Source organism: Paenibacillus apis, from assembly GCF_018333295.1.
Lineage (GTDB): Bacteria > Bacillota > Bacilli > Paenibacillales > Paenibacillaceae > Fontibacillus > Fontibacillus antibioticophila.
This window is the reverse complement of the sequence record NZ_BORS01000003.1, coordinates 36560-57090: the sequence shown is the minus strand read 5'-3', so window position 1 is coordinate 57090 and position 20531 is coordinate 36560. Positions and strand designations below refer to the sequence as shown.

Genomic DNA, 20531 nt, shown 5'->3' with positions numbered 1-20531 from the left:
CGGGATCGTGTTGTTTTTGGGAAGGCAGAAATCCGCGTTTATAGGAAAGGGTGAAGCATGCTGGAATTGCCGGCTTTCCCCGGGCTTGATATGGTTGCGTCATCGGGAGCCTGTGCTTTACGCACGCCTCCCTTCTAGAGGCAACTTGACACAAGGAGGTTGAACAACCATGCAAGCTGAACGAAAGGCCAGGAGAGGATCGAAGCTGAGACAAATCGCAAATAATCCTTTTCTATATGTAATGGCCGTACCGGGTTTACTGTTTTTCTTGATCTTCAGTTACCTCCCGATTTATGGGATTACGATTGCGTTCAAGGATTACAACTTTTCCAAAGGAATTACAGGAAGCGAATGGGTTGGCTTTAAAAATTTCGACTATTTCTTTACGTCTGACGATTTCTGGATCGTCCTGCGCAACACGCTCGGTCTAAATCTGCTGTTTATTGTATTTACGACCATTACGGCGGTATTGATTGCGCTCATGTTCAATGAGATTCGAAACAAGTATTTCAAGCGGATCTCCCAATCGCTCATTTTTCTTCCTTATTTCATGTCTTGGATCGTAGTCGGCATGATCGTCCAATCGCTGTTCGGCGGGGAAGAACCCATGATTAACGCGTGGCTGCAGGGGCTGGGAATGGAGCCGGTTAACTGGATGTTTGAAGCGAAGCTGTGGCCGGCTATTTTGACGGTGATCCGAGTCTGGCAGGGGGCAGGATATTTGTCTATCATCTTCCTTGCCGCCATTACCGGTATCCCGGAAGATATGTATGAGGCGGCCCGGATCGACGGGGCGTCCAAGCTGCAAATTATGCTGCGGATCACGCTCCCTCTGCTCGTTCCGACCATCATGATTATGACCTTGCTGTCTGTGGGCAAAATCTTCAATGGCGATTTTGCGATGATCTATGCGATTATCGGGGACAATTCTCTTCTGTATCCGACAACCGATGTCATCGATACCTTTGTGTTCCGCTCAATGCGGCAGTTACACGATTTCGGAATGTCTTCCGCCGTTGGGTTGTTCCAGTCAGTAATGGGGCTGCTGTTCGTGCTGGCTGCCAATTGGGTGACCCGCCGAGTATCCAAAGAATCAGCTTTATTCTAGGAGGTAATCATGAGACAGAAACAGAGTGCTTCGGACCGCGCTTTTACGGGCACCGCTTATATATTCCTAATCCTGTTCACCTTATTCTGCCTGTTTCCGTTCCTGCTGATGGTCATAGGTTCGTTTACGGATGAAGGAGAACTGATCGCACACGGCTATACTTTATTTCCTGAAAAACTATCGCTCGCCGCTTATGAAGCCGTACTTCAATCCGACGTATTGTATAACGGATACATGGTCACCGTGTTTGTTACGCTCGTAGGCACCTTGGGCGCACTATGCATCTCTGCGATGCTGGCCTACTCTCTGGCTAATAAACGGAATGTGCTGCAAACGCCATTTTTGCTGTTCTGTTACTTGCCGATGCTTTTCTCGGGCGGGATCATTCCGTTTTATATCGTAGTCAGTCAATGGCTAGATCTGCAAAACTCTATCTGGGTGCTGATTCTGACGATGTTGTGCCAGCCGTTTCTCGTCTTCTTGCTGGTTAGCTTCTTCCGCACCATTCCGGAGGAGCTGGAAGAGGCGGCGCGGATTGACGGGGCTAATGAGATGAGGATCTTCTTTCAGATTATGATTCCAATCTCTAAGCCGATTCTGGCTTCGGTCGGTTTGTTCTATGCGCTGAATTACTGGAATGACTGGTTTATGGGGTTGATGTTTATAGACAACGAGAAGCTGTACCCCTTACAGTTGATCCTGCGCAGAATGGTCTCCAACATGGAGGCTGCCAAGAATCTCATTCCTTCTGGCGCAGCCATCTCGGTTACTCCGCCGACCTACGGGGTGCGGATGGCAACGACCGTATTGACGATCGGACCGATTATTTTGCTCTATCCGATGCTGCAGAAGTATTTTGTCAAAGGACTTACTGTTGGTGCCGTAAAAGGATAGGCAAGGATTCAGGCATTAGCCGGAACCCTCCGGTTAAGCATAGATGCATTCATACATGAAAGGGAGGTTATAAGAATGAAATCAAACAAGTTTATGGGGATGGCTCTATCTTTGGTTCTGGCATTGTCATTACTGCTGGCAGGCTGCGGCGGCAATAGCGGCAACGGCAAGACAGGAGACGCCGGACAGAGCAATGGCGACAATGGGGGAAATGCTGCCGAAACCGCGGCATCAAAGCCTAAAGAAACGGTCACATTGAAGGCTTATTTTCCCGGCGATAAGCCGGTAGGATTCGATGAAGTATTGCAAGCGGTGAATGAGAAGCTGAAAAATGATAACATCGGGGCGCAGCTAAACATCAATTTCCTGCCGTGGTCCGATTACGGCAACTCAGTAGCAGTTAAAATGTCTGCGGGCGAAGAATTCGATATGTATCTGGATGCGCCGTGGCTGTCCATGAACCAGATGATCGCGAGCAATTCCATTCTGGAGCTTGATGCGATGGTAGCGGAGCGCCAGGAGCTGAAGTCGTCGATCCCGGAGGAAATGTGGGAATATAACAAATTTAACGGCAAGATTATGGGCATTCCGCTCGGCACGACTCAAGGACCGGTATACGGCTTGCTGATCCGCAAGGATTTGCGCGAGAAGTACGGGTTGCCCGAGATCAAGACGCTGGAGGATTTGGAGAAGTTCCTGTACACCGTCAAGGAGCAGGAGACGGATATCAGACCGTTCGTTATTAACGGGATCAAGGCCGATAAGCTGCCGTTCATCCTGAGTGAATCGGCAAATATGGCGCTGGACGAAGTGCTGGAGATCGGGGTCAACATGTTTGCTTATTCGGTCAAGGACAAGAAGGTCGTTGGCCAGTGGGAGAGCCCGATGATTGCGGATGCTTTTGAACGGGTGACGAAGTACTACAAAGACGGCATTCTATCTAAAAATATCGCTCAAGAACAAAATGCAGAGACGTTATTCAAACAAGGAAAATATGCTGCCACTTACTACGCCGCCGACGGGGTTGAAGGATTGAAATATAGTGAAATGCTCAAGGATGGCAGCGACAAGCTTGAGGTTTTCATTCCAAACGGAGATCAGGCCAAGCCATATACAGCATTCCAGCAGTGGAACTTCCTTTGTATTCCTGCATCGTCCAAGCACGCCGAATTGGCGATGGACGTGTCCAACTGGCTGTCGATTAAGGAGAACCATGACTTGATGGAATACGGCATTCCGGGTAAAGATTGGGAGGCCATCGGCGACAGCAGTTATAAAGTGCTCTCGAATTACTCCTTCCCGGGGTATACGCTGACCTGGCGCCCGACGCTGAATCGTACGCCGGATACGATGACAGAGGATGACAAGAAGTGGTTCGACTTCTCTACCGACCCGGCTAATTTCACCTTGAGTCCGACCGCCGGCTTTACATTTGATGCAGAGAAGGTCAAGACCGAGTATGCCAAGATCACGCCGTTCCATGATTCCTTATTTTTACCGCTTGCACAAGGGTTGCTGCCAGCTGACAAAGGCAAGGAGCAACTGGATAGCAAGATCATGAGCGTCGGCGGCCAGAAGGTGATCGATGAAATTCAGGCTCAAATCGATGCGATAACTGCCGGCAAGTAGCATAAGAAAAGGATTGGAGAGATTTGGGAAAATGAACGTATATCGCTGTGAGAAAAATCCGGTGATCCGGACCGAAGATGTAGCTCCTTCACGGCCCGATTTTAAAGTATTAGGTGCGTTTAATGCCGGTGTTGCAAAGGTTGGGGAGGACACCATCCTGTTGCTGCGCGTAGCTGAGGCGCCGGTCTCTGAGCGGGAGGACGAGGTGCTTGTTCCTTTGCTGGATGCAGATGGCAAGGTGGTCGTGCACCATTACGATAAATCCGATTCCCGTTATGATTTCTCGGATTCCCGGTTTGTGGCGGTAAACGGGCAAACGGTGATGCTGACTTCGATATCCCATCTTCGGGTAGCACGAAGCAGGGATGGCGTGCACTTCGAGATTGAGCGCGAGCCGGCGCTGTTCCCGGAGCATGAGCTGGAAGCCTGGGGGATCGAAGATCCCCGGGTAACCCAGATCGGAGATACGTATTATATCACGTACAGCTCGGCCTCTAGCCGGGGCGTGGGCGCAGGGTTGGCCGAGACGAAGGATTTTCGCAGCTTCAAAAAGCACGGCATGATGCTGGCGCCTGAGAACAAGGATGTCATGTTGTTCCCCGAGCGGATTAACGGCAAGTATGTTGCCATGCACCGTCCCGTGCCGAAGTCGTTCGGGGCCCCCGAGATATGGATTGCAGAATCGCCGGATCTGATTCATTGGGGTAACCATCGTTTCTTGATGGGACTGGGCGAGCAGGGCTGGGATTCAGCCCGGATGGGCGGCGGCGCAGTCCCAATCCGGACAGAACGCGGCTGGCTGGTGCTGTATCATGGAGCAGACTCCAAGCATCGTTATTGTATGGGAGCGGCATTGCTCGATCTGAACGATCCGGGGATCGTGCTCGCCCGTTCGTCCCGTCCATTCTTGGAACCCGAGGCGGATTATGAGGTGAAGGGATTTTTCGGCGGGGTTGTCTTCTCTTGCGGGGCATTAGTGAACGGAGATACCATCCGTATGTACTATGGAGCGGCAGATGAAGTGATGGCGTTCGCGGATATTCCGTTGGAGGATATCTTTAGTACGTTGCTATAGACTCTCATAATGCAATGAACAGCAAATGAAACACGAAAGAAGAGTCGAGACAGGGAAGCCACGGCACCCTGCTCGGCTCTTTTTTTAGTAATGCTATATGAGTTGAAGTAATGCGTTTGGGTCCACCTCTACTTTTTTGATATGATTAATATATAACTAGATAGACCAAAATTACATAAAGGCGGTGCCAGTCTACATGAAGATGCAGGATGCTATGGAGATGGCAAGACGAATTCGCACTAATATCGCTCAAGTGATCGTAGGCAAAGAAGAGGTGATCGACCTGCTGCTGGCGGCCTTGCTGGGTAACGGACATGTGCTGCTTGAGGATGTACCCGGTACGGGCAAGACGCTGCTTGCGAAAGCGCTTGCTCGTTCGATGGACGGATCATTCCGGCGTATTCAGTTCACCCCGGACCTGCTGCCCTCTGATTTGAGCGGAATTAATTTCTACAATCAAAAATCAGGAGAGTTTGAATTTCGGCCCGGCCCCCTGTTCACAGAGGTCCTGCTTGCAGACGAGATCAACCGGGCAACCCCGCGAACACAGTCCAGTCTGCTTGAATGCATGGAGGAGCGTCAGGTTACTATTGATGGTGTAACCCATGAGCTTGCAGGCGCATTTTTTGTCATGGCGACTCAGAATCCGATTGATAATCAGGGAACCTTCCCCTTGCCGGAAGCTCAGCTGGACCGATTCCTGATGCGGATCACTATGGGGTATCCGAGCCATCAGGAAGGCATTGATATTTTAGAGCGTTATAGCAGTCATAATCCGCTGCTGGAATTGACTCCTGCAGCCTCCGCCAAGGAGATTTCGGAAGCTCAGCAGAGAGCCTCGGAGGTTCATGTGACCCGGGATCTGTTGGGTTATATCGTGGCTCTTACCGAAGCGACCCGCAAGCATCCGGAGGTGCGTCTGGGGGCAAGCCCTCGTGCAAGCGGAGCTCTTCTACGTGCCGCCAAAGGCTATGCGTTCGTTCAAGGCAGAGACTATGTTGTACCGGATGATATTAAAGCTATTGCTGTTCCGGTGCTGGCACATCGTCTATTGCTGCGGCAAGGCCTCAATCTGGGGGAATCCAGAGAAGCAGGTATCATTCGCCAGATCTTAAACGAAGTAACGGTACCTGCGGAGGAGAATGCAAAGGGGAAGCAGGTGGACTGATCCATGCTTACCTGGATGATCATCAGCATTCTGCTGATTTCAGGCCTTCTGATCCTGGTTTATGACCAGTGGGGGCTGAAAGGAATTGCTTATTCCCGTACTTTTTCTAAGCAGAGAATATTTGAGCATGAATCCCTGGATATGGTGGAGGTTATCTCCAATGCCAAGCTGCTGCCGCTGCCCTGGCTTCGTTTGGAGTCCAGCATGCCTGTGGCTCTTCGATTCGGAGAGCAGGACAACCTGGGGGTGTCCGAAGGGAATATCTATCAGAATCATGTCAGCCTGTTTCATCTGAGATCTTACAGACAAATTACCCGGAGACATCGGCTGACTTGCGTAAGACGTGGTCATTATTCGCTGGAGACGGCAACGATGACTGGAGGGGATCCCCTGGGTCTCAGCTCGAAAGCGAAGCAGTTCACCTTGAATTTGAAGCTGCTTGTATATCCGCAGATTCTTGCCATTCCCGAGCTGCCGCTCCCGAATCACAGCTGGCTCGGAAATCTGGCTGTACGGCGATGGATTGTTGAGGATCCCTTTCTGATTCAGGGAACGCGTGCTTTTCGTTCCGGAGACACGCTTCGAAGTGTCAATTGGAAGGCAACGGCTCGAACAGGAAGTCTTCAGGTGCATCAACGCGGATACACCGCGGATCATCGGCTGATGATCTGTCTGAACGTGGAATCAGCGGAATCCATGTGGCGTACCATTCTAGAGCCGGAACGCATTGAGCTGGGTATCCGTTATGCAGTGTCTGTTGCCGCTTATGCTTTGGAGAACGGCATTGAGACCGGGATGCTATGCAACGGATGGGTTCAGGGGAGAGAACGGGATTCCGTCCGAATTGGACCGTCCGGACATGCAGGACAGCAGGAATGGCTGCTTGAGACTATGGCGGGCCTGATACTGGAGCGTACTGTATCAATGGTGAAGCTTCTTGAAGAAGAAGTGGAGCTGGGGACTACGGATATGGATTATTTAATTATATCCTGTCACCGTGGCGAGAAGCTCCAGGAGGTCGTGAGAAAGCTGGAGCAGCTGGGAAATGGAGTAGAATGGATGGATATCCCCGAATTACCGGGTAAGCCGGGGCAGGAAGCGCCTCCCGCTCATGAAGGAGGAAACGCATAATGGCCGAATGTGAATCTGAGGTGGGATATGAATAACTTTATCCGTATTCGTCGTGGCATGTCCGCATGGTTTCGGGGCTGGATAACCGCTTTAACAGAAAATTTATTTTTTCTGCCCTTAGCGCTCCTTATATACACCTACACGGTTCCGGAATACTACTCTTGGCCCGCAGTCTGGCTGCTCCCTGTAGTCTCTTTGCTTGGGGCAGGAGGGTATGTGCTGGGACTCAGAGTTAGATGGAAACAGGCACTTGCGGCACTTTTGCTGGGTCTGGGTTATGCAGGGCTAGTGATTTTTTCGGGCGGCAATCCTGTTCTTCATGCGGTTCTTGGAGGTATTCTGGCTATGCAGGCCATGACTGCTCCGAGCAGGGATAATCGGTTGAAGCTGTATTGGATTGGGATCACCATCTACTTTATAGCCGGGATAGCCTTTCCGCGTTTCGAGAAGCTCTCGGAAAATATACCGATAGTGACCGTATGCGGAATTCTCAGCCTGGCCATCCTGTTGTTCACCACAAACCGGCAATTTCTGAATTACAGTTCGCTTGCCTCTAGTTCAGAGAAAAGCGCAATTCCCAAAGGAGTGCGCCGCTACAATACCGTATGGATTGTATCTATTTTTGTAGTGGCGCTATTACTGGCTGCTGGTGCTGGGCGTTGGGCGGGAAATTTGCTGTTAGGCTTATTGAGGAGAATCGTGCAGTGGCTGCTGCGCCCATCGGATGAGCCGGCAAATGAACCGGAGCCGCCTTCTTCGCAGGGTCCGCCTGCTGAAATGGTATTGCCGGAGGAGACGGGACCGCCAGGCTGGTTATCCCAAGTGCTGGACATTCTCTACAATATCGTTGCAGGAGTGTTGTTCCTGCTAGTGCTTGCTCTAATAGGATACGGAATCTATAAATATGCGGGTCCAACGTTGTCCAGGCTGCTGCGCATGTTAAAGAAATTTTTCCTGCGCAAGGGGATAGAGCCTGCCAGGCAGGAATATGAGGATGAAGAAGTTCGTCTCACCATCCGGGGGAAGGCAGGAAAGAACCGGGGACAATGGGCGGGCAAATGGACCGCACGCCTTTTCAAGCAAGGGGAGGCCTGGGATAAGCTTCGCGATAATCGGGATCGGATCCGCTACCTCTATCGAAAGCAACGGCAGTTGGATGAAGCGAGAGGACTATCGCAGCAACTCTCGCTCACGCCGAGAGAGCAGGAGCAGGAGCTTCGGCGGCGGGTATCATTGACTGATGGAAAAGGAAGACGAACTTCAGCGGCGTACACGAACCGCGATGTAATGGAGCCCCTTCTGGAGGCGTATTACCGGGTACGCTATGGTGATCGGCAGCCTGGAGATGAAGAAGTTAAATTGCTTAAAGATAAGATACAGCCGTAGCGACCGTATAGATGGCATGACGTGATTGCCAATAGAGCAGGAGGCCTGAATGAGAGGCCTCCTATTATGGTTTCATTATACAAATAAATATATAATATGCTATATCAACTGAAAGCGCTTAACTTAAGGTGAGACCTGGTATTAAACTCTAATTTCACATTATCTTCTGGGGGCGATTGTATGATGAACGTATTGGTGGTTGACGACGAAAGCACAGAGAGAGAAGGAATCAAAAATTTGATTGAACAGCATAAATTTCCTTTCCGCATTCTGGAGGCAGAGAATGGTCAGGCAGCGGAGAAGATATTGAACCGCAACAGCATCGACATCCTGATTACGGATGTGAAGATGCCATTAATGAACGGCATTGAATTGTGCCAGGTGGCTAGAAAGGTACAGGAGAATTTAAAGATTGTGATTTGCAGCGGCTATGGGGAATTTGAATATGCAAGAAGTGCGATCAAGCTCGGGGTAGTTAACTATTTGTTAAAGCCTCTAATTCACGATGAATTTCTGGAAGTGCTGGAGGAGATTTCAGAAGTGAAGGCCTTTGTGGAACCGGACAGAACTACAGAGGAATCCAAGGTGATTCAGCAGGTAAAGGACTTTGTAAAGAATCATTTTCAACAGAATATCTCATTATCAGATGCGGCCAATGAGGTATATCTCTCTCCGGGGTATTTGAGCATTCTGTTCAAAAAAGAGACCGGTGTGAATTTCTCCAAGTATTTGACGGATTATCGGTTGCGTAAGGCCAATTATTTGCTCAGTCAATCCAATATGAAGATTAACGATATTGCCGAATTCGTAGGCATTGATAACCCCTCGTACTTTTGCAAGCTGTTCAAGACGAAATTTGGTGTTAGCCCTGCTCAGTACAGAAAGGCTGATGCTTAATGATCAGGCTGATTAAAGGCGTGTTCAATGACCTGAAATTTCGTGACAAGCTGCTGCTATCCCACCTTATCATCGCACTAATTCCAATCCTGCTATTGGGGATCTTATCCTTCTCGCAATCCTACAATATTCAGATGAAAGAAATGAACAGCGAAGCTACGTCCAGTCTGGAACAGACGGTAAATATTCTCGATTACAAGATCAATCGCTACAATATGCTTAGTGAGTTTATCGTATTGAACCGCGAGTTCTCCCGGATTTTTCTGAAGAACTACGAGGACAACTACTTTAATATTTATTTGGATTTTCGCGATGTGCTGGACCCGATAATCTCGCAGATCAAGTTCATGGATAGTGATATTGAAGAGGTCGAATTTTACACCTCGGGCGATTTGTTGGGTATTCGGGGCGATATTCACCCGCTAAGTGATTTACAGAACAAGCCCTGGTTCGATCAGAATGACAGTACGCGCTGGATTGTATATGACAAGCAGGTGTATTTGCTGCAACAACTAATTGGCAATCGAAAGACAAGCAGCTATATGGTCATCTCCATTAGCTATGACAGCATCTTCTCCAGTCTGGAGGGAATCTCCGATCATATCGCGGTCTCTATTCGGAATGATCAGCAGGAGTTGATCTTTCCGGAGACGAGCGATCAGCTTATGCGGTCTGAACGGACAACGGAATTGCAGAAGAGTCTGAACAATAATGACTGGACTCTGAACTTTTCAGTATCCCATGCCAATGCTTACAAGAATGCGTTAACGTTTTTTCAGATCACCTTTTTTGTCATTTTATTAAGTCTATTGATCACATTCAGCCTGATCTACATTTTCTCCAGCAGCTTTACACGACGGATTGTTCATCTGAAAAACAAAGTAGACAAGGTGGAGCAGAACAATCTGGGGATCATCATCCAGAGCCATTCCAGAGATGAATTTGGGGAATTGACGAATGGAATCGGGAAGATGCTGCAACGCATTAATGACCTGATCAGTCGAGTATATCGAGCGGAAATTTCCAAGAAAGAAAGTGAATACAACCAGCTTATCGCCCAGATCAACCCGCATTTTCTATACAATACCCTGTCCTTTATTAATTGGAGAGCGGTCAAGAAGCAGGATATCGAGACTGGCTATATGGTTAACGCTCTGGCCAAGTTCTATCGGACGGCCTTGAATAAAGGGAAGAAGCAGGTAACGATTCAGGATGAGCTTGAGAATATTAAGGCTTATATTGATTTGCAGCTGATACTGCATGACGGCAGCTTTGAAGTGGACTATCAGATTGACGACGAGCTGCTCGAATATCGCATTATTCACTTCATTTTGCAGCCGATCGTGGAGAATGCGATCAAGCATGGCTTTGCAGAGCCGGGAGAGGACGAGCATCAATTGGTGATCTCTGTTCATGCAGAGCATGATGCCCTCTTTTTGAAGGTAACGGATAATGGGATGGGCATGTCTGTGACACAGCAGCAAAGGCTGTTGCTTGCAGAGAGCAGCGGATATGGGATTCGCAATGTTAATGAACGCATCAAGCTATATTATGGCTCTGCCTATGGGCTGGAGCTGATTAGTGAAGCCATGGTAGGGACTTCGGTGATCATTCGTCTTCCTTATGATGCAGAGTACAGGTCTGTATGAGCGGGTTTGGAAAAGGGATATAAATCTTGCTATAAATCAAAAAAACGTTGCATAGGAACCTCTTTTGAAACCGATTACAATTAGGGCATCAACTGATAAAGGGGTTAGTGACATGAAGAAAAAGTGGAAACTGGCTTTGGCTCTTTCTATTTGCCTCAGTATGCTGGCAGTCAGCGGCTGCGGTGGAGGCAGTAATAGCGGCAATGCTTCTGGAGGGAGCACTTCCGGGGGGAACGCCTCGACAGATTCCGGGGTCAATTATGAGCCTTATGGAAAATATGATGAGACCGTTGAATTTACGATTGGCCGTCACACCAACCATGTGAACAATTTGCCTGAAGGCGACACGATTGAGAACAACCTGGCTACGCGCTATGTAGAGAGCAGAGTCAATGTTAGAGCGAAGGTAGCCTGGGAGACAGATGACATGAAGCAAAAGCTGTCCCTGTCTATGACAACTTCAGATTTGCCGGATGTTATGCTGGTTGACCGTGAATTGTTCAATCAGTTGGTTGATAACGATCTAATTGCTGATATGACCGAGGTATATGAGAAGACAGCCTCAAGTGGTGTAAAGGAATTCTACAGCTCCTATGGTGATTTGCTGCTTGATCAGGTGACAGTGGATGGCAAGATTATGGGTCTGCCAATGACCAACATCGGTAACCAGCATCAGCTGCTGTGGGTGAGAAAGGACTGGGTGGATAAAGTAGGCGCAGAGCTTCCTAAGACTCTGGATGATGTGTGGAATCTGGCACGGACCTTTATTGAGAAGGATGTCTCAGGAACAGGGGAAACTGGCGGCTTCGTTATGGATCAGAACGCGATGAACTTCTCTCCGGTGTTCGCAGTGTACAATGCCTTCCCGACCCAATGGATCACAAATGAAGAAGGCAAGGTTGTGTATGGCTCTGTACAGCCTGAAATGAAGGAAGCACTTCAGGATTTGAGCGATCGTTACAAGGAAGGTCTGATCGACAAGCAGTTCGTTATTCGTTCCAATGAAGAGAAGGAAGCTTTAGTAATCGACGGTAAGGTGGGCATGCTGTTCAACCCTTGGTGGATCGGCTATACGAACTATAAAGACTCGATCAAGCAAACGCCCGAGGCTGAATGGGTAGCGGTATCGGCTCCTGTGGATGACAATGGCAAGTTCAAGACCATTCGTCAGGACCCGGTTGGGGGCGGAATTGTAGTTGTGAAGAAGAGCTATCCACATCCGGAAGCGATCATGAAGTCAATTAACCTGACAACCGATTTCTTATATTCCTTGACAGATGATGCAGTGAACTACAAAAAGGAGCATCCGGATGAGCTTTTGACAGACAACAGCCGCTGGAACAATGACCCGACACAAATTCCAATGCAGGTTGACTATAACGATGTTCTAAAAAGATACTACGAGGATATTATCAAGGCTGACGAAGCTGGCGATGAGTCCATCATCCAGGCTGACCGTATCGTATCCCTTCGCGCATATCAGGAATTCAAGGAAAAGGGCAATGACGTTGATGTGAATACGTACGGAGAATATATCTCGCGTATTGAAGGACAGCGTGAAGCCAATAACCCGAACCTTGAAGTCATTCTTGGCGGATTCTATGGCACGACGGAGACGATGAAGCTCAAGTGGGCCAACTTGGAGAAGATGGAGGAGGAAACCATCCTGAAGATTATTATGGGCGAAGCGCCGATCAGCGAGTTCGACAAGTTCGTTGAGACCTGGCACCGCACAGGCGGAGACGAGATTTTGGCGGAAATCAATGGTTAATGACTTTGAACGCAGGATGTGATAAGCATGGCTCAGACCGAAACTGAATTAACACACAAAACGCAAATACCACTGCGGAACAGCCGCATCCGGAAACGGATGAATGGGCTCGCCTATCATGCGATGCTGCTTCCAGGCATGATCATGTTGTTCATCTTCTCGATTGTTCCTATGTTCGGTGCTGTCATGGCATTTCAGCGGTTCATTCCTGCCAAGGGGATCAGTAGATCCCCTTGGGTAGGGCTGGACAATTTTACGTATATGTTCCAGCTTCCGGACAGTACGCAAATTTTCATCAACACGGTGGTTATTGCAGTCGGGAAAATTGTCCTGGGATTGATTGTCCCGATCATTTTCGCACTGCTGCTGCATGAGGTTCGGCTAAAGGTGTTCAAGAGTACCGTCCAGACGATCGTATATCTTCCGCACTTTATGTCCTGGGTCGTTCTGGGGACAATGCTGACGATGATCTTCTCTTATGATGGCATGGTGAACAATTTGCTGGAATGGCTGGGAATGGAACGAATCATGTTCCTGGCAAGTAACACCTGGTTCCGGCCATTGCTGATTTTCACGGATACCTGGAAGGAGTTTGGCTACGGCACAATCATTTATCTGGCGGCACTGACAGCCATTAATCCTGCCCTATATGAATCGGCGGCTCTGGATGGAGCGAACCGATGGAAGCAGATGCTTCACATCACCCTGCCGGGCATTTTCCCGACCATTGTGCTGCTGGGCACGCTTAGCTTAGGCAATGTGCTTAACGCAGGCTTTGACCAGGTATTCAACATGTATAACCCGCTGGTCTATGAGACAGGAGATATCATTGATACATTTGTCTATCGAATGGGTCTGATCAACATGCAATACTCATTTGCTACGGCTATCGGATTAATGAAATCGGCCATCAGCTTTGTGCTCATCATCATCTCTTATAAGCTGGCTTCCAAATACGCCGGGTACAGGATTTTCTAGGAGGACTATATGGTACAGTCGCAAACCTTGGCATCAAGACTTGTTAACGTCATCATCACGACCTTGTTAATTATTATCGCGTTCATGTCGCTGGCGCCGCTACTCAATACAATCAGCATCTCGATTAGCAGCAGTACGGCGGTCAATGCAGGACGAGTGAATTTTGTGCCGATCGACATTAATTTCTCATCCTACGAGAAAATCTTGAACGATACCAAGTTCTGGGGTTCCTTTCTGATCTCAGTGGAACGTGTGGTTCTCGGCGGAGCCATAAATATGGTGCTGACCATTCTGATGGCTTATCCATTGTCGAGAAGTGTAGGTCAATTCAGATCAAGAAACGTTTACATGTGGGTCATTATATTCACGATGCTGTTTAGCGGGGGGATCGTTCCCTGGTATATGGTTATCAGTGAATTGAAGCTGATTAATACGATCTGGGCGCTGGTGCTCCCGGGAGCAGTTCCTGTATTTAATGTTATTTTGCTGATGAACTTCTTCAAGGGCATTCCGAAGGAACTGGAGGAAGCGGCCTTTATGGATGGAGCGGGTCCGCTTACCATATTGCTCCGAATCTTCCTGCCCGTATCCTTGCCCAGCCTGGCCACGATCACACTGTTCGTGATTGTCGGGCACTGGAACAATTTCTTCGATGGGATTGTGCTCATCAACGATCAGAACAAGATTCCGTTGCAGACCTATTTGCAGCAGCTCAGTCTGACCCGGGATCAGATGCAAAATCTGTCCGTGGAGCAATTGCAGCAATACAATAAAATTTCCAATACGACACTGAACTCGGCAAAAATTCTGGTGTCCATGATTCCGATCATGATGATCTATCCCTTCCTTCAACGCTATTTGATCCACGGCATTGTGCTGGGCTCGGTGAAGGAATAGCGGAGAATGAAGACTGATAAAGGAGAATACGCATGACTGAACGATTAAGCCAACGCGATATTATACAACTGGTTGAGCAAAAAATGAGCCATAGACCGAAGATTGTAACGATGTTCAAGAACTGCTATGAAAATACGCTGGAGACGACGATTCACCGTCACGAGGATGGTACTGTCTTCATGCTTACCGGAGATATTCCGGCCATGTGGCTGAGGGATTCGGTTAATCAGCTCAGACCCTACCTGATCCCGGCTGGCCAGGATGCCGAACTGCAAGCAGTGATAGAGGGCGTGCTCCGCTATCAATGTCAATCGATTCTGCGGGACCCTTACGCTAATGCCTTCAACGAGTTCGATAATTATCACGGTCATCATCAGGATATCACGGAACTGACAGGCTGGATTTGGGAGCGAAAATATGAGATTGATTCCCTCTGCTATCCGGTTCAGCTTGCTTATTTATATTGGAAAAACACCGGCGTTACCCACCATTTCTCCGAAGAATTCAAGCAGGCTGCGGAGTTGATTCTGCAAACCTGGCGTGTCGAGCAACGCCATGCCGAATTATCCCCTTATTCGTTCGAGCGACCGAACGGAGGAAAGACGAATACGCTTCCCGGGGAGGTCGGTTATACCGGCATGACCTGGTCTGGCTTCCGTCCCAGCGATGATGCCTGCGAGTATGGTTATCTGGTTCCTTCCAATATGTTTGCGGTGGTTGTCCTGGGTTACTTGCGCGAGATTAATGAGCTGTTCTATAAGGATGAAGCCATGTCGGCGCTAATTGACTCCTTGCAGGGAGAAATCCGTCAAGGGATTGAAGATTATGCTCTTATTGAGGATCAAGAATTCGGACAGGTGTACGCCTACGAGGTGGATGGATTGGGCGGCATCAATATCATGGATGATGCCAATGTTCCCAGTCTGCTGTCCCTGCCTTACCTTGATTACTGCCTGAAGGACGATCCAATCTATCTGAATACTCGTCGTATGATTCTTAGCGAACGGAACCCTTATTACTATCAGGGCAGCTGTGCTCGGGGAATCGGAAGTCCGCATACACCGAAGGATTATATCTGGCATATTGCCTTGTCGATTCAAGGCATTACTTCAACGGATGCAGCCGAACAGGAGGCATTACTGGACATCTTCGAACGCTCCGATGCGGGCACCAATCTTGTGCATGAGGGCTTCCATAAGGATGATCCGCACCAGTATACCCGGGAGTGGTTCTCCTGGTCGAATGCCATGTTTGTTGAATTTGTACTCAGTCTGTGTGGGCTGGCTATTAAAATGAAATAAATAATACGAGTCCCGGGAGGTTGCGAATGAATCGGAAGAAGGGTAAATGGTTGTTCCCCCGAGTATCCAGTTGTCTGCTGGCATTAGCGCTTGTTGGTACTTCATTTTTCAGCGGAGGTGCAGCTCCGGTCAAGGCGTATCAAAGTACAGATGCCGATACGGCAATGAAGGCTTTCAATCAGAAGTTCTGGGACCCGCAAGCAAAGTATTTCTGGGAGAATACGAATCAAGGCGATGCGTATCAGAGCTTCTGGATTGAGGCGGAGCTATGGGAGCTGGTGATGGATGCGTATCTTAACACCTCTGACCCGGTGCTAAAGACGGAGCTTCGCGCCCAGATTGACGATGTCTTTGATGGCGCAGTGGCGAAGTATGGCTCCGACTGGCTTGATAACCCCTTTAATGATGACATTATGTGGTGGGCTATGGGCAGTGCAAGAGCCTATGAGATCACGAATGACAGCAAGTATCTGGACAAAGCGAAATACTATTTTGACTTTGTGTATGATACCCAGAGGGACGATGAATTCGGCGGGGGAATCTGGTGGTTGAACAGTGAGCATGTGACCAAGAATGCCTGTGTCAATTTCCCGGCCGCCCAAGCTGCCGTATTCTTGTATAACATTACTGGTGATTCACATTATCTGGATGCAGCAACAGACATCTATCGCTGGGGCAAGACAATTCTGTCCGATGGCAATGGCAAGATATTTGACCGGATCGAGCCGGTAGCGGGTCCTATCCCTCACGCAACCCATTACAATCAGGGAACCTTCATTGGCGCTGCCGTAGGTTTATATGAAATAACGGGCGATGTGGTCTACCTGGACGATGCGATTAAAGCAGCTCAATTCGTCAAGGAGCATCAGGTGGACGATAACGGTATGCTTAATTACGAGGGACCGAACGTAGATTTAAAGGGCGGCAAGACCATTTTGCTTCGCAATTTTGCGTATCTGTTGACGGCTCTGGAGGGAAGTGGAATTTCGGCGGCGCATTTGCAGTTTGGCGAGGAACTGAGTGACTGGCTTGCCTTCAATACGGAGATGGCCTGGAGTCACCGGAATGCAGATGGCCTTGTCGATGGCAATTGGATTGGTCAGAAGGTATCCGGAACTTATGATTCATGGACGGCCTCCAATGTTGTGCAGGCTCTGACGGTATTCGCTCCTGCGCAAGCAAGCCTGAACTATGTCTCCAGGGATGCGTATGAGAAGATTGAAGTACGTACCTATAACATTGGAAAAGGCTTTGTATTAGAAGGAAGTCCGGAAGGCTCTCTGCAGCTTGGAGGAGTTCAGGATGGACATTATGCGGCTTATAAAAATGTGGATTTCGGCAATGATGGGGCTTCCGGCGTAATTGCCCGAGCTTCCAGCGGAACCGGCGGAGGCACGATAGAGGTTCGGCTGGATGGATTGACGGGACCTGTCGTCGGTACGATTCAGGTGGAAGGCACTGGCGGCTGGAGCAATTTTATGGATGCCGCAGCCTTATTGAAGGACGAATCGGGGAATCCGGTACAGGTTACGGGCGTTCATGATGTGTATTTCCTGTTCAAGAAGACGCAGGATGACTACCTATTTAATCTGAACTGGTTCAAATTCACGAAGAATGATCCAACACGAAGTAATGCCTATACGAAATTGCAGGCCGAGAACCTGGATGATGGGGTAGGCCTGAGCATAAATGGAAGCGGAACATATGTGGATCATGTGATGAACGGAGCCTATGCGCTGTATCGGGATATAGACTTCGGCAGCGGGGCTGCAGGCGTTACGTTATTCGCCGCCAGTGGTCACCAGGGGGGAAGCGTTGAGATTCGTCTGGATAGTCTGACAGGTCCGGTCATCAGCAAGATTCCCGTTCCGGCGCTAGATGATTGGAACAGCTGGGTGAGTCTGATGGGGATTGTGGATGATCAGTCGGCTGTCGGAGTGCATGATGTCTACTTTGTATTCAAGGGGAAGGATGGCAATGATTTCCCTTGCAACCTGGACTGGTTCAACTTCACAACGGTCAAGGGCAGAGAGTGGGAGGCTTCCGGCAAAATAGAAGCTGAAGACTACACGAATGCTGCTAGTCTGGGCAAAGAGACAGGCGGAGGTCAGACTTATCTTGCAGGATTATATGGGCCTAATAATCCTTACGCTATGTACAACTATGTGGATTTCGGAGCAACCAGTCCGCAGAAGCTCTACATTCAAGCAGCCAGTGATGCCTCTGGCGGCGTAGTTGAAGTAAGAATTGACAGTATGCAGGGGCCTGTCATTGCAAATGTTCCGGTGACCGGAACGAGCGGCTGGCAGAATTTCCAGGTGTTCTCGGCAGACCTTGAGACACAGGTCACAGGTGAGCATGTCGTATTCTTCCTGTTCAAGGGCTCGGATTGGCTGTTCAATGTGGATAAGTATACGTTCGGTGATCCAGCGGTATTCACAATGCCAGAACCGGAGCCAGAGCCAGTCACCGATACCGTGCCTCCAGGTGAGGTTGAGAATGTGAGGGCGGTACTCGATGGCAATCAGGTTCGCCTGTATTGGGATGGCCCATATGATCTGGACGGTTCCAAGGTGCTGATTTCATTGTATTTGTGCAATCAGCAGACAGGCGCAACACTGGAAGTCGAGCGCGGGGTACAGACGGTACTGCTGCCGGGTGTGTCTGGTCATGAAGGCTATACAATAACCATACAGTCAGTTGATCATTCGGGTAACAACTCGAGTGGCTACAGCTTTTTGCTAGAGGATAAACTTAACCTGTAAGCTATCTTTATAGGATCGATGCAGATACATCCCATGCATCGGTCCTGTTTTGTTATGAAAAGCACGGAATTGCACGTTCTGCCTGTGCGAGCCTTGTTCCATTGCATTGAAGTGCCGTATACCAAATAGTGCATATGGGAGTAGTACACTGGAAAAGGCTACTCAGTACTGAGTAGCCTCCTATCCAATCAAGCTTATCTTATTGCTCTGTCTCAGGAATCATCTTGACGATCTCCAGCCGTTTGAAGCGGTGAGGCTCTTTGTCCAGCAGCTTGAAGATCAGGTTCTGATGCTCAAGTGTCTCCCCGACGTTCATCTCCGGATGTGTACCGTACAGCCAACCGCCGATGGTGTCCACGTCCTCGGTGTCCAGTTCGGACAATAGCAGATCATTGATCTGATTGACACCCACCTTGCCATCGACGATAACATGATTATCGCCCAACTGCACGATAGGCTGCTCTTCCTCTTTATCAAATTCGTCCCGAATCTCTCCGACGATCTCTTCCAGAATGTCTTCGATGGTCACCAGGCCTGCCGTACCGCCGTACTCATCAATCAGGATCGCGATATGCGTACCTTCCTTCTGCATCCGCTGCAGGAGCTCGTTCACCGGAGTTACTTCCGATACAGCCATGACCGGCTGCAGGATCGAGGTGACATCCAGGTCCGGATTGTTTCTAAGCGCCAGGAAAAATTGCTTCGTGTTGATAATACCAATGACATTGTCCTTGTTTTCCTCAATAACCGGGAATCTTGTATATTGCTGCTCCACGATAATCTCAAGGTTCTCATCCCGAGTCTTGTCGGTATAAAGACATACCATATCGGTACGGGGAACCATGATTTCTCTTGCCAGCATATTATCAAATGCGAAAATGCGGTTTACATAGCCATATTCGCTTTGATTGATTTTACCGCTCTCGTAGCTCTCGTTGATAATAATCTGAATTTCTTCCTCGGAATGGGCTTCTTCATGCTCAGAAGCCGGCTTGATTCCGATCAGCTTGACAAGCTGGTTGGCGGAGCCATTCAGTGTCCAGATAAAAGGGCGCATAATCTTGGTGAACAGAATCAGCGGTTTTGCCGTCAGCATGGCTACGGCTTCCGCCTTGCGAATTGCGATAGTCTTCGGCGCAAGCTCACCGACTACCACGTGTAAATAAGTGATCACAATAAATGCGATCAGAAACGAAAGAATACCGGTTACTGCTTCAGGTATTTGGAGGCTGTGGAACACCGGGTGCAGAATTTGCTCAACCGTCGGTTCACCGAGCCAGCCAAGTCCGAGTGCTGTAATCGTTATGCCCAATTGGCATGCCGACAAATAACCGTCAAGATTGGAGGTTACCTGCTTTACAGCCAGCGCGTTTTTGCGCCCCTCGGCAATGAGTTGATCGACTCTGCTGCCCCGCACGCGAACAATAGCGAATTCCACCGCTACGAAAAATGCCGTCAGGGCGATCAAAACGACGACCAAAACCAAATTTAATACCAAAAGCCTGTCACTGTCCATTCTTACCATCTACTCCTTTTGTCGATTAAGATATTTAAAATATAAAAACATATGCTCATTATATAGCATGTGGATAGAGAAAGCGAACGGGCAAGAACGTCAAAAAAGGTTAAACAACGTTCGTGTTTTGTCGATATATACATTTTATTATGGAAAAATAGCTCGTATAAGCTTGTTAAACACGAACGAAAAGAAATTTAAGAGTTGACTTATTCGCCATTTAGAGATAATATTACATCCGTAATGCAACAAATGACAAATAGCTTGATCGATTCGTATAACCTCAAAGATACGGTTTGAGGGTCTCTACAAGGAACCATAAATTCCTGGCTACGAACGGGGTGTTTCGCATACCTGTTCATAGCC

Annotated in this window: 15 protein-coding genes and 1 riboswitch; of the genes, 14 read left to right on the top strand and 1 reads right to left on the bottom strand. The window is 48.8% G+C overall.

The features are described from left to right. The first annotated feature begins 169 nt into the window (after window positions 1–169). The 14 genes from KI362_RS04950 to KI362_RS04885 all read left to right on the top strand — a co-directional run bounded on the left by KI362_RS04950 (window position 170) and on the right by KI362_RS04885 (window position 18649). Window positions 170–1108 (top strand): ABC transporter permease, encoded by a 939-nt coding sequence (locus KI362_RS04950; RefSeq protein WP_044480398.1) that lies wholly within the window; start codon window positions 170–172, stop codon window positions 1106–1108. A gap of 9 nt (window positions 1109–1117) precedes the next feature. Beyond that, window positions 1118–2002 (top strand): carbohydrate ABC transporter permease, encoded by an 885-nt coding sequence (locus KI362_RS04945; RefSeq protein WP_044480397.1) that lies wholly within the window; start codon window positions 1118–1120, stop codon window positions 2000–2002. 75 nt (window positions 2003–2077) lie between these two features. After that, window positions 2078–3631 (top strand): DUF3502 domain-containing protein, encoded by a 1554-nt coding sequence (locus KI362_RS04940; protein ID WP_301625341.1) that lies wholly within the window; start codon window positions 2078–2080, stop codon window positions 3629–3631. 31 nt (window positions 3632–3662) lie between these two features. Beyond that, entirely contained in the window at window positions 3663–4706 is a 1044-nt protein-coding gene (locus KI362_RS04935) for a glycoside hydrolase family 130 protein (protein WP_301625339.1), read from the top strand. 196 nt (window positions 4707–4902) lie between these two features. Then, entirely contained in the window at window positions 4903–5874 is a 972-nt protein-coding gene (locus KI362_RS04930) for an AAA family ATPase (protein ID WP_301625337.1), read from the top strand. 15 nt (window positions 5875–5889) lie between these two features. After that, window positions 5890–7005, top strand: coding sequence for a DUF58 domain-containing protein (locus tag KI362_RS04925; protein ID WP_301625336.1), 1116 nt, complete (start codon window positions 5890–5892; stop codon window positions 7003–7005). 27 nt (window positions 7006–7032) lie between these two features. Next, complete coding sequence (locus KI362_RS04920; RefSeq protein WP_301625334.1) at window positions 7033–8391, top strand: DUF4129 domain-containing protein; 1359 nt, start codon at window positions 7033–7035, stop codon at window positions 8389–8391. A gap of 180 nt (window positions 8392–8571) precedes the next feature. Then, window positions 8572–9288, top strand: coding sequence for a response regulator transcription factor (locus KI362_RS04915; RefSeq protein ID WP_301625332.1), 717 nt, complete (start codon window positions 8572–8574; stop codon window positions 9286–9288). Then, window positions 9288–10937, top strand: coding sequence for a sensor histidine kinase (locus tag KI362_RS04910; RefSeq protein WP_301625329.1), 1650 nt, complete (start codon window positions 9288–9290; stop codon window positions 10935–10937). Before KI362_RS04915 ends, KI362_RS04910 begins: the two co-directional genes overlap by 1 nt. Window positions 10938–11049: 112 nt before the next feature. Next, window positions 11050–12708, top strand: a complete 1659-nt coding sequence (locus KI362_RS04905) for an extracellular solute-binding protein (RefSeq protein WP_301625327.1) — start codon at window positions 11050–11052, stop codon at window positions 12706–12708. A gap of 99 nt (window positions 12709–12807) precedes the next feature. Further along, on the top strand, window positions 12808–13686 hold the full coding sequence (locus KI362_RS04900; RefSeq protein ID WP_301625780.1) for an ABC transporter permease: 879 nt from the start codon (window positions 12808–12810) through the stop codon (window positions 13684–13686). A gap of 9 nt (window positions 13687–13695) precedes the next feature. After that, entirely contained in the window at window positions 13696–14583 is an 888-nt protein-coding gene (locus tag KI362_RS04895) for a carbohydrate ABC transporter permease (RefSeq protein ID WP_044480376.1), read from the top strand. Window positions 14584–14615: 32 nt separating this feature from the next. Beyond that, window positions 14616–15884, top strand: coding sequence for a glycoside hydrolase family 125 protein (locus KI362_RS04890; protein WP_301625325.1), 1269 nt, complete (start codon window positions 14616–14618; stop codon window positions 15882–15884). Between the two features lie 26 nt (window positions 15885–15910). Further along, complete coding sequence (locus KI362_RS04885) at window positions 15911–18649, top strand: carbohydrate-binding protein (RefSeq protein ID WP_301625323.1); 2739 nt, start codon at window positions 15911–15913, stop codon at window positions 18647–18649. Between the two features lie 199 nt (window positions 18650–18848). On the opposite strand, the gene KI362_RS04880 is transcribed toward KI362_RS04885, so the two are convergent. Beyond that, a complete protein-coding gene (locus KI362_RS04880; protein WP_301625321.1) occupies window positions 18849–20165 on the bottom strand; it encodes a hemolysin family protein in 1317 nt (438 codons plus the stop codon). A 253-nt stretch (window positions 20166–20418) separates the two neighbouring features. Continuing rightward, window positions 20419–20518: riboswitch (purine riboswitch) on the top strand. Window positions 20519–20531: the final 13 nt, after the last annotated feature.

Bases quoted from the DNA above. Each gene is read 5' to 3' on its own strand.
- KI362_RS04930 (WP_301625337.1), top strand. From the start codon at position 4,903: ATGAAGATGCAGGATGCTATGGAGATGGCAAGACGAATTCGCACTAAT.
- KI362_RS04915 (WP_301625332.1), top strand. From the start codon at position 8,572: ATGATGAACGTATTGGTGGTTGACGACGAAAGCACAGAGAGAGAAGGA.
- KI362_RS04935 (WP_301625339.1), top strand. From the start codon at position 3,663: ATGAACGTATATCGCTGTGAGAAAAATCCGGTGATCCGGACCGAAGAT.
- KI362_RS04910 (WP_301625329.1), top strand. From the start codon at position 9,288: ATGATCAGGCTGATTAAAGGCGTGTTCAATGACCTGAAATTTCGTGAC.
- KI362_RS04925 (WP_301625336.1), top strand. From the start codon at position 5,890: ATGATCATCAGCATTCTGCTGATTTCAGGCCTTCTGATCCTGGTTTAT.
- KI362_RS04945 (WP_044480397.1), top strand. From the start codon at position 1,118: ATGAGACAGAAACAGAGTGCTTCGGACCGCGCTTTTACGGGCACCGCT.
- KI362_RS04905 (WP_301625327.1), top strand. From the start codon at position 11,050: ATGAAGAAAAAGTGGAAACTGGCTTTGGCTCTTTCTATTTGCCTCAGT.
- KI362_RS04895 (WP_044480376.1), top strand. From the start codon at position 13,696: ATGGTACAGTCGCAAACCTTGGCATCAAGACTTGTTAACGTCATCATC.
- KI362_RS04885 (WP_301625323.1), top strand. From the start codon at position 15,911: ATGAATCGGAAGAAGGGTAAATGGTTGTTCCCCCGAGTATCCAGTTGT.
- KI362_RS04890 (WP_301625325.1), top strand. From the start codon at position 14,616: ATGACTGAACGATTAAGCCAACGCGATATTATACAACTGGTTGAGCAA.
- KI362_RS04920 (WP_301625334.1), top strand. From the start codon at position 7,033: ATGAATAACTTTATCCGTATTCGTCGTGGCATGTCCGCATGGTTTCGG.
- KI362_RS04880 (WP_301625321.1), bottom strand. From the start codon at position 20,165: ATGGACAGTGACAGGCTTTTGGTATTAAATTTGGTTTTGGTCGTCGTT.
- KI362_RS04900 (WP_301625780.1), top strand. From the start codon at position 12,808: ATGAATGGGCTCGCCTATCATGCGATGCTGCTTCCAGGCATGATCATG.
- KI362_RS04940 (WP_301625341.1), top strand. From the start codon at position 2,078: ATGAAATCAAACAAGTTTATGGGGATGGCTCTATCTTTGGTTCTGGCA.
- KI362_RS04950 (WP_044480398.1), top strand. From the start codon at position 170: ATGCAAGCTGAACGAAAGGCCAGGAGAGGATCGAAGCTGAGACAAATC.